The 8,220-nt window shown below is 50.8% G+C and carries 10 protein-coding genes and 1 pseudogene; 8 read left to right on the top strand and 3 right to left on the bottom strand.

Going from position 1 to position 8,220, the window contains the following annotated elements:
- A partial coding sequence (locus J1785_RS06015) for a hypothetical protein (protein WP_217219031.1) occupies positions 1–331 on the top strand: 331 nt, incomplete at its 5' end.
- Positions 332–337: 6 nt separating this feature from the next.
- Positions 338–2,185 (top strand): asparagine synthase (glutamine-hydrolyzing), encoded by a 1,848-nt coding sequence (gene asnB, locus J1785_RS06010; RefSeq protein ID WP_217219030.1) that lies wholly within the window; start codon positions 338–340, stop codon positions 2,183–2,185.
- A 180-nt stretch (positions 2,186–2,365) separates the two neighbouring features.
- Here asnB and J1785_RS26685 read toward each other — a convergent pair whose 3' ends face one another.
- Genes J1785_RS26685 through J1785_RS05995 form a run of 3 tightly spaced genes read right to left on the bottom strand, consistent with a single transcriptional unit; the run spans position 2,366 to position 3,341 of the window.
- Positions 2,366–2,602: a hypothetical protein gene (locus J1785_RS26685; RefSeq protein ID WP_238483097.1), complete on the bottom strand. Its 237-nt coding sequence runs from the start codon at positions 2,600–2,602 to the stop codon at positions 2,366–2,368.
- A complete protein-coding gene (locus J1785_RS06000; RefSeq protein WP_238483096.1) occupies positions 2,599–3,207 on the bottom strand; it encodes a hypothetical protein in 609 nt (202 codons plus the stop codon). Before J1785_RS06000 ends, J1785_RS26685 begins: the two co-directional genes overlap by 4 nt.
- On the bottom strand, positions 3,204–3,341 hold the full coding sequence (locus J1785_RS05995; protein ID WP_217147097.1) for a hypothetical protein: 138 nt from the start codon (positions 3,339–3,341) through the stop codon (positions 3,204–3,206). The genes J1785_RS06000 and J1785_RS05995 overlap by 4 nt, the downstream gene beginning before the upstream one ends.
- 490 nt (positions 3,342–3,831) lie before the next feature.
- Here J1785_RS05995 and J1785_RS05990 point away from each other — a divergent pair, with 490 nt between their 5' ends.
- The 6 genes and pseudogenes from J1785_RS05990 to J1785_RS05965 all read left to right on the top strand — a co-directional run bounded on the left by J1785_RS05990 (position 3,832) and on the right by J1785_RS05965 (position 8,191).
- Positions 3,832–4,191: a hypothetical protein gene (locus J1785_RS05990; RefSeq protein ID WP_217219029.1), complete on the top strand. Its 360-nt coding sequence runs from the start codon at positions 3,832–3,834 to the stop codon at positions 4,189–4,191.
- Positions 4,192–4,214: 23 nt separating this feature from the next.
- Positions 4,215–4,826 (top strand): hypothetical protein, encoded by a 612-nt coding sequence (locus J1785_RS05985; RefSeq protein WP_217219028.1) that lies wholly within the window; start codon positions 4,215–4,217, stop codon positions 4,824–4,826.
- Positions 4,827–4,893: 67 nt separating this feature from the next.
- Positions 4,894–5,666, top strand: a pseudogene (locus J1785_RS05980) (tyrosine-type recombinase/integrase).
- Between the two features lie 66 nt (positions 5,667–5,732).
- Positions 5,733–6,614 carry an AbiJ-NTD4 domain-containing protein gene (locus tag J1785_RS05975; protein ID WP_217219027.1) on the top strand — a complete coding sequence of 294 codons (882 nt, stop codon included), beginning with the start codon at positions 5,733–5,735 and terminating at the stop codon, positions 6,612–6,614.
- 182 nt (positions 6,615–6,796) lie between these two features.
- Positions 6,797–7,423, top strand: a complete 627-nt coding sequence (locus J1785_RS05970) for a recombinase family protein (RefSeq protein WP_217219026.1) — start codon at positions 6,797–6,799, stop codon at positions 7,421–7,423.
- Positions 7,424–8,191 carry a TraX family protein gene (locus J1785_RS05965; RefSeq protein WP_217219025.1) on the top strand — a complete coding sequence of 256 codons (768 nt, stop codon included), beginning with the start codon at positions 7,424–7,426 and terminating at the stop codon, positions 8,189–8,191.
- The last annotated feature ends 29 nt before the right edge of the window (positions 8,192–8,220 follow it).

Below are 8,220 nucleotides of genomic sequence, written 5' to 3'. Positions count from 1 at the left end.
ACAGGCAACAGCAAGAGGGTATGATCTTTTCTTATTTAATGGACAGACACCGACTCTTTCGGAATATGCCAGGCATTTTTCAGAAGGACGGAAGCTTCTTTACAGTGAGGTGGAAATGGTAGAAAACTCGCAGTCCATTTCAGTGATTTCGCGCTTATATATGACAGATAAAAACCATATACCTGATGCTTTTTATCTGTATGACGTCGACATTGACGTCTATTATCGCTATGTATCCGATCTTGCCCATCATCATGCCGCGATATTTGGTATCCGCATGGCTATTGAAAAGCGTGAAGGAAAGGAAATCGCCACTTTCTTTAAAGGATAACAGAATATGTGCGGAATCGTAGGGTATTATTCAAAGCACCCCGCCAGGCATGAGCGGACGTTATGGGAGTCGGCACAGAAACATCAGTTTAGAGGCCCCGATGAAACAACCCATTATCGCCATGAGGGATTCTCCGCCGTTTTCAATCGCCTGGCTATTGTTTCACGACATAACGGGTCGCAACCGTTATCGAATGAAAATGGTACCGTTATTACCTTCGCGAATGCTGAAATATATAACCATCAGGATTTAAGAACCCGGTATTCCGCTTATTTTTATCAAAATGATTCTGACTGCGCGGTGATCCCGACGCTCTACCAATGCTTTGGGGAGCAATTTGTCGGCCAGCTGGAAGGCATGTTTTCCATCGTCATTTATGACAAGCAACGAAATGAAATCTCACTGATCCGCGATCCGTTGGGTATCAAACCCCTGTTCTACAGCGTGGATGAAGAGGGGGATATTTTCTTTTCCTCTGAGGCAAAGGGGGTATTGCCGTTTCTTCCGGACAAGAATATTGATTGTGCTGAAATGCTGAATGACCCGTGGTTGCGCGGCGATGTCGGCTATGACGCCTTAAAATACCGTAACGTCTTCGCACGGGTTAAATCAGTCCCTCCGGGAAGCATGGTGAAATACAATGTGTCCACCGGAAGTATTGAGGTTGTCCGCTACTATTCCGGCACGCCGGAGAACATGCCACCGTTGACTACGCCATCCTGTTTCATTGCCGAATTCTCGAGGGCCTTTGAGGCCAGTTGCCGGCAGCAGCTCTCGCCATCCGGCCGGACAGGCATCTTGCTTAGCGGGGGGATCGACTCCATTGGCGTATTGGCCGCCCTGAAGGATGACAACGTGGTCGCATATACGCTTATCTCGCCCGGCACCGAAGAATCAGGAGACGCCAGCGGAGCCATCGCTGCAGCCGAACAGTTCGGTGTTCCGCTGCATAAGGTTTATGTCGACTCGCAAATGACGGTTCTGCCGGAGGACTGGAAAACGCTGCTGTGGGCGAGTGAAAGCCCCTACTTTGGTGCAGAACAGATTTATAAGGCTTGCATCTACTCATACATCAAAGCACATACGCCGGACGTGCGCGTGGTGCTGTCGGGTAACGGCAGCGATGAGCTTTTTGGGGGATATACCCAATCGTTTGTTTTTGATGAAGAAGATCCCTGGCTGAGCGTCGAAGAGTCGCTGCGGTATCTGAAAGAAAAATACGATCTGGAATCACCCGGATGTGTGAACCTGAAGGCCTGGCAGGAACTGAGTGACTATAAACTCTTTGACTCGGCGTTCGTCTCATCCGAAAGCCTTCTCGGCAACGAAGACTACTGGTCTTTTTATCAAAAACTAAAACGCCGCGACCTTCATGACTATAACTTACATAATGAGGATCGCATCTCTTCCCTATTTTCTCTTGAAAATCGCGTCCCCTTTCTTTCTAACCCCCTGATCAACCTGTCAGAAAGCATTCCTGACGCGTTACGGGCCACTCTGCTGCTGGATAAATCGATTGTGAGACAAGGTCTCCTGCCCACTGTAGGTGAATCCCTTGCCAGCCGAAAAAAAGTGCCGTTCTTTCATGGTGAATCTTCGGGGTTCACCGCCGGTATGCTGTACCGGAGCCTGGCCGGCAACGATTTTGCCCTGGTGCATGAAGCCTGCCGCGCGACCGTCGGGGGGCATCGTTTCCTCGAGCCTGAGGGGATGATTGCGCAGATCCAGTCTTTTTATGAAGACGCAGATCTGATTGGCATGATTAACCTTTCCCGGCTCATCAACGTCGGGTTACTCAGCCAGCTGGCGAGGGAAGGCCCTGAGCTCAACGGGTTTACGTTTGCTTCTGTCTGACGTAACGGGATTAACGGGTTCGGCCCGGATGTTGCAGACCCGACAGGTTGTTATGCCACAGGCCATCCCCAGGGATGGCCTTTCTCATGCCGCAATATCAGAACTGCGGCCGGTCAAGTGGCGGCAACTTGCGGGCCTCCTGCATTTCATCGACTTGTTGCCAGAACCGAGCCTCGTCGGTCATAAAGTACAGGCTGCGCCGTAGCGGCAGCAGCGTTTGATAGTCCAGGCCGGCGGCCTCGAAAACAGCGCATAACTGAGGGATACCCTAAGGTACTGCAGGGCATTCTCAAGGCAGTTCATGCGGTGAATCAGCTCATTACTGTCATTAAGGAAGGAAAAGTGAGTCGCCCACAGTGAGCCTGATTCGATGATGCCCTTAAGGCCATTAAGGTCGGTGTAATGAAAAATTTTCATTTGTCCACTCCCGGAAGGTCAGCTCCGGTTTGTGAAGTCGTTGAAAGAAATGGGAACAACCTAATAGCTACTTCCCTGGCCTCCGCTATGGACTGTTCCCGGGACTGCCATTCAGGATCTGCCTTCAGTATTGTGTCGGCGCGGTCCCGTAACCACTCGTAAATTCCTTCGATACGATCGAGGTTTATCCGGCGAGTCTCGATTTCTCCTTCATATTGAGGGATTTTTCTCAGCAGCGTACCAAGGACACCGCCGGTTTCAAATGGCTCAGCAGGTATGTAGTCCGTATATTCATCAAACTGGTCCAGCGTCAAATCGATGTACTCGCCGTCAAGTATGACGATGACATGACCATGAACAGTCGAATTTTCTGCCTCACGGAAAGTCTCATTCCCGCACATAAACAGAATGACAGGTTCCCCTTTTTCTCCGCAGTCTTTAAGGTATTGCACCAGGCAATTACTGGCCAGGTCACAGCTGCCGGCCGGGAAGTTTTTCAACTCACACCAGCGTTCTCCTTCTCTGCATTCTTCAGGCTGCTCTCGGGCTGCCTTCTCTAGTGCCTGACGAAACGCTCTAATGTGAAACGCGGTTTTTTCTCTCATATCTTCTCCTTCCCGTCATGGCTGGCCAGCGCATGCTGACGGGGCTGCTCGATGTTCGAGTTACTGTTGCCGGCGGCAATCAGGGCGGCGGGGTCTTCAATACGGCGGACGGTGTACGGGGATAGCGTGGTCATGAATAGACTCCGGTCATTCGGGAATGCGGTCATCTTACTTCCGGCGTGAAAAATAGATAATACAAATAATACATACAGGGGCTCACCGGTCAGATCCGGTTTCTGGTATTACCGGATCTCCGCAAAGAGGGTGGCGGCTTTTTGCGCAAAATTCGCATATGTAGGAAATATTTATTTTTAAAACACTATATAAAGTATAGCGGAGGGTTTTCAGTGCGGGCGTAAGACGCCTGAACGCGGCTGGGCGGCGTGAATCACCCGTGCTACACTTCCGAAAACGGCCTGTGGGGAATAACTCGGAACTGTGCAACGGGTGCCGTCACTAATTGCGTTCCGTGAAAATTATCAGGCTATTTTTCAGTATAGTGAGAGTGAGTTAAGTGACTATATTCTTGCTTATTATCTCCCCTTCATTTATCAGACCTGAATACCATCACTGAACGTCACCTTTCTCAATGTTCACCGGCACAATGGCCAAAGGAAGAAAAGCATGTTTGCATCGATCACCGGAAAAGAAGGGTTCGGCTATCAGTTTGAAAAGATCCGCAACGCGGTCGCCGTGTTGAACGAGAGTAACGTGCATGCGGCCACCCAGCTTGGGCTGGATATCCTGGAGCAGAAGTACGTGGAGTTTGGGCAGGAGCTGGACGCGGCCGGCGAGCTCGCGGACTGGGCGTATGACCTGGCCACCTACCGCCACGCCATAGAGGTACTGCGCGGCTATTTTACCGGCAACCCGCGCGGGCTGACCGAGCGCGATGCCCGCATCTATTACCACTACCTGGAAACCGAGCATGAGCAGTTCTGCGCGATCGCGCAGGAGATTGTGGCAGAACAAGGTGGGATGTAGGTCTGCAAGAGAGCGGAGGCGCGATGAGCAGGAAGAACAGTAGAAAAGACGCCCGGCCCGGACTGCTGGCGAGCGGCAGCGACTGGCACAACAACGCCTGCCTCAACTACATGCCAGATCATGGGACAGCGTATACCGAAGGCTACCGGAGGGCGGCGGAGATTCTCATCCGGCACGTTGACGAATCCGGTCGGGATCAGGATTTTTTGGTTTATCCGGTGGTATTTCTTTATCGGCATCATATCGAGTTACTCATCAAGCAAATTATTGCCCTGGCTCTGGGATTGGCTGATGAACCGGAAAAGTACGCCTACAAAAAGGACGACCACAATCTGAACTCTCTTTGGTCCGTTGCACAAAGACTCGTAATGGAAGTCGATGATAGTTACAGGCCGTCTGATTTTCGTCCAGTGAAAGAGGTGGTTAAGGAGCTTCACCTGGCCGATCAGCGCGCCACCGATTTCCGCTATGCCCGCAAGAATGACGGCACACGCAGCCTCGAGGGGGTCCGTTACATTAACACCCGCCTGTTTGGTGAGAAAATGGGGGCAGCTTCCGATTGCCTGGATGGAATAGACAACAGCCTGCGCTGTCTGCTGGAACGTGATGCAGACATGCGCGCTGACATCGAATAACTGCCAGCACGATTGAACGCATTACGCGATATTACTTACCTACCGGTAACTGAGGAATTTACAGACGATGACAGGTATGACGCTTTACGGCCAGTCTTCGCCGACGCAGCTCTCCACCGCCATTGACTATCCGGCCGCGCTGGCCCTGCGCCGCATGGCCCAGGCACATGGCGATATGCCGGAGTATCTGCTTGCGGTAGAAGTGGGGGCCTTGCTGCACTACCTGCCGGATTTGTATCAGCAGACCTGCATCGATACGCTGTGGAACACCGGCGCGCGCATTAACGAAGGGCTGGCCCTGACGCGGGCGGATTTTTCCCTGACCTCACCTTACCCCTACGTGTCGCTGGCCACGCTGAAGCAGCGGCAGGAAAAGGCCGCGCGCGGCCCGGGCGCGCCGTCGAAAAAGACGATCCCCCACCGGCTGGTCCCGCTGTCCGATAACCATTATCTCAACCGGCTCAACAGCATGATCGCCACGCTGCGCATTCCGCTCGAGCGTAAAAACAGGCGCACCGGCCGCATGGAGCCAGCGCGCCTCTGGGAGGTGACCGACCGCACGGTCCGCACCTGGCTGAACGACGCAGTGGCTCGCGCCGCCGGTGACGGCGTCACCTTCTCGGTTCCGGTCACGCCGCACACACTGCGGCACAGCTACGCCATGCACATGTTGTACTCGGCGTGCCGCTGAAGGTACTGCAGGGGCTGATGGGGCACAAAAGCATGAAGTCGACCGAAGTCTATACGCGGATATTTGCGCTGGACGTGGCGGCACGCCACCGGGTGCAGTTCTCAATGCCTGGCGCAGACGCGGTGGCCATGCTTAGACAGACATCTTGATGAAGAAACTTGAACACCGTTTAAATCAGCTAACCGTAAAGCATTGTTTTTCAGTGGAGAAGAAGGATGAAATTTTCTTACCGACACGGTTTTGATCCGGACTATAAAAATGAACCGATACGCGAGGATGCCCCATCTTGGCTGAAATCGATGTTCTTTGCTTCCATTCTCGACAAACTGATTTACGTGGACGGCGACAGCAGGGTTCAAAACACTGAGAACCGCCCACTAGGGATTAAAAACCTGATAGAAAGTCTTTGTGCCCAAAATGGACAGGAAACAGATCAGCAAGATTTGGACTCCTTTTATTGCCACGAGGCACTCAAAGGCATAATTCAATATCTACCGTGGTATCAATTTTATGATGCGGTTGAGATTATCGGCCAACAACTGAAGGAGAGCGATGCAAAACGCCCCTTCTCGTGGGGGCAGAAGGCCTATGAGGAACTAAGTTTTGCTTCTTACCGCCAAAAAGTGAATGACCTGTTTTCTACGCATAAAATTGAATGGAAACTCAGTGAGTCATCCAGCTTAGAGACTCCACTTCCCAGCGATCTTGAGCTTAAGATCAACCAAGCTGACGCTTCCCTTCAGGACCGATTTGAACCAGCCAGAAAACATTACGCTAAGGCTCGTTACTTTGCGTTGGGTTCGCATAAAGATCCGGAGAATTCGATTAAAGAATCTATCAGTGCCGTAGAGAGCGTATGCCGGACGTACTATCCGTCCGCTTCAACGTTGGGGGATGCGCTAAAACAAATGAGAAAGGAGAGTGTGGTCTCACCGCTTCTTATTACGGTCATAGAAAAGTTTTACGCCTATACAAATGCAGAACCCGCTGTTAGACACGGCAGTGATAAGGCGTCTTCAGTACTCGAATATGATGCTGAGCTGGCACTGCATATATCATCGGCATTCATCAGAACCATTATTCAGAGAAAGAAATAGACAGCACTACGTTAATTTTGGAGAGGTATTACCTTCAATATTTAACAGAATTAAAGCAGCGCAATTTTCTGTCTTGTATACCCAAAAAGAATAATAAAATTATAGCTGAATTTAGCTAAAGAAACTACCTAAATGACACTATGTATTGTGATATAACCTTAATGACATTTTAAGGGGCATTTATGTACATTTTTGGATATCTCAGGGCTTCAACAAAAAGTCAGGATGCTAAAAGAGCACAAAAACGGATGAAGGCATTCGCGGAGGACAATGGGCACCGAGTTGCCGCCTGGTATATCGAGAATGAGTCCGGAGCCTCGCTTCAGAGACCCGAACTCATGCGCATGCTGGATGACGCAGATAAAGGTGACGTTATCCTGGTTGAACAGGTCGATAGGTTATCTCGTTTATCAGAGGATGACTGGGGAGCGCTAAAAACAATCATTAACGAGAAGCAGCTGGCTGTCGTGAGCTTAGATTTACCCACCAGCCAAATGGCGTTAACTGATAAGAGCGGAAATGATTTTCAGGGGGCGATGCTCCGGGCTATCAACGGCATGATGTTAGACATGCTGGCCGCGATATCACGTAAAGACTATGAAGACCGCCGCCGACGGCAATGCGAGGGCATTGACAAAGCCAAGGCCGAGGGGAAGTTTCACGGACGCAGGGCTGACGAAGATTTGCATATGGTGATCATGACGCTACGAAAGAGCGGAAAGAGCCTGGCCGACGTCGCCCGCATCAGCGGCGCGTCGCTGAGTACGGTTAACCGGGTCTGCAAGAAACTACGTGAAGAGGCTGAATAGATGCTCATAGGGCAGGTGAGGGCGGTTCCTGGCTACTTTGAAAGAATGACCCCGTTTAGCATGGACGTGCTGAAATGCGTGGCCCTGATCGCCATGCTTATCGATCATATGAATGACATTCTGTTGTCGCCCTCGAGCCTACTGCTCTACGCCGTTGGCCGCATGGCCATGCCGCTGTTTGCGCTTATCTTTGCGTTCAACATGGCGAAACAGCCGGGCCGTGCTCAGGAACTGGCGAAGCGGCAATGGAAGTGGGCGATCATTACCCAGCCCTTCTTTGCCTTTGCCTTTTATGGCCATCAACCCTGGTACGCGTTGAATATCTTATTTGTCTTTTTCGTGTGCAGCCAGCTGATCGCGTGGGTCTATTCCCGGACGAAGTATTCCTGGATAAAAAGCATTCTGCTAATCGCCCTTTTCGCGTGGCCACTCTCATTGGCCAGTTATGGGTTAGCGGGTATTGTCTTTGTGTTGATCTCAGTTCTGATGCTAGCCAGCATAACACCAGGAAGAGTAGCTCTATTACTTTGGGTTATATCACTGATCAGTTTAAATGCTGCTTCATTGATGACAGTGCCGATAATTGAAGTGGTCGTTTTCGCCATTATACCCACGCTGTGTTTACCGCTATTTGTGCTGACTTTAACCGATAGCATTGAAGTAACAGGGAAACGCTTTTTACCGCGACAAACTTTCTACTGGCTGTATTGTGGGCATCTGCTTGTATTGGGAATAATAGCAGTTTTACTCAGATATGGGGTTATATGAAAAACCAAATGTATGGATACATTCTGTAA

Source organism: Rahnella perminowiae (genome assembly GCF_019049755.1).
In the GTDB taxonomy this organism is placed as follows: domain Bacteria; phylum Pseudomonadota; class Gammaproteobacteria; order Enterobacterales; family Enterobacteriaceae; genus Rahnella; species Rahnella perminowiae.
The sequence above is the reverse complement of the archived record's forward strand: the minus strand, read 5'-3'. Positions and strand labels throughout refer to the sequence as shown.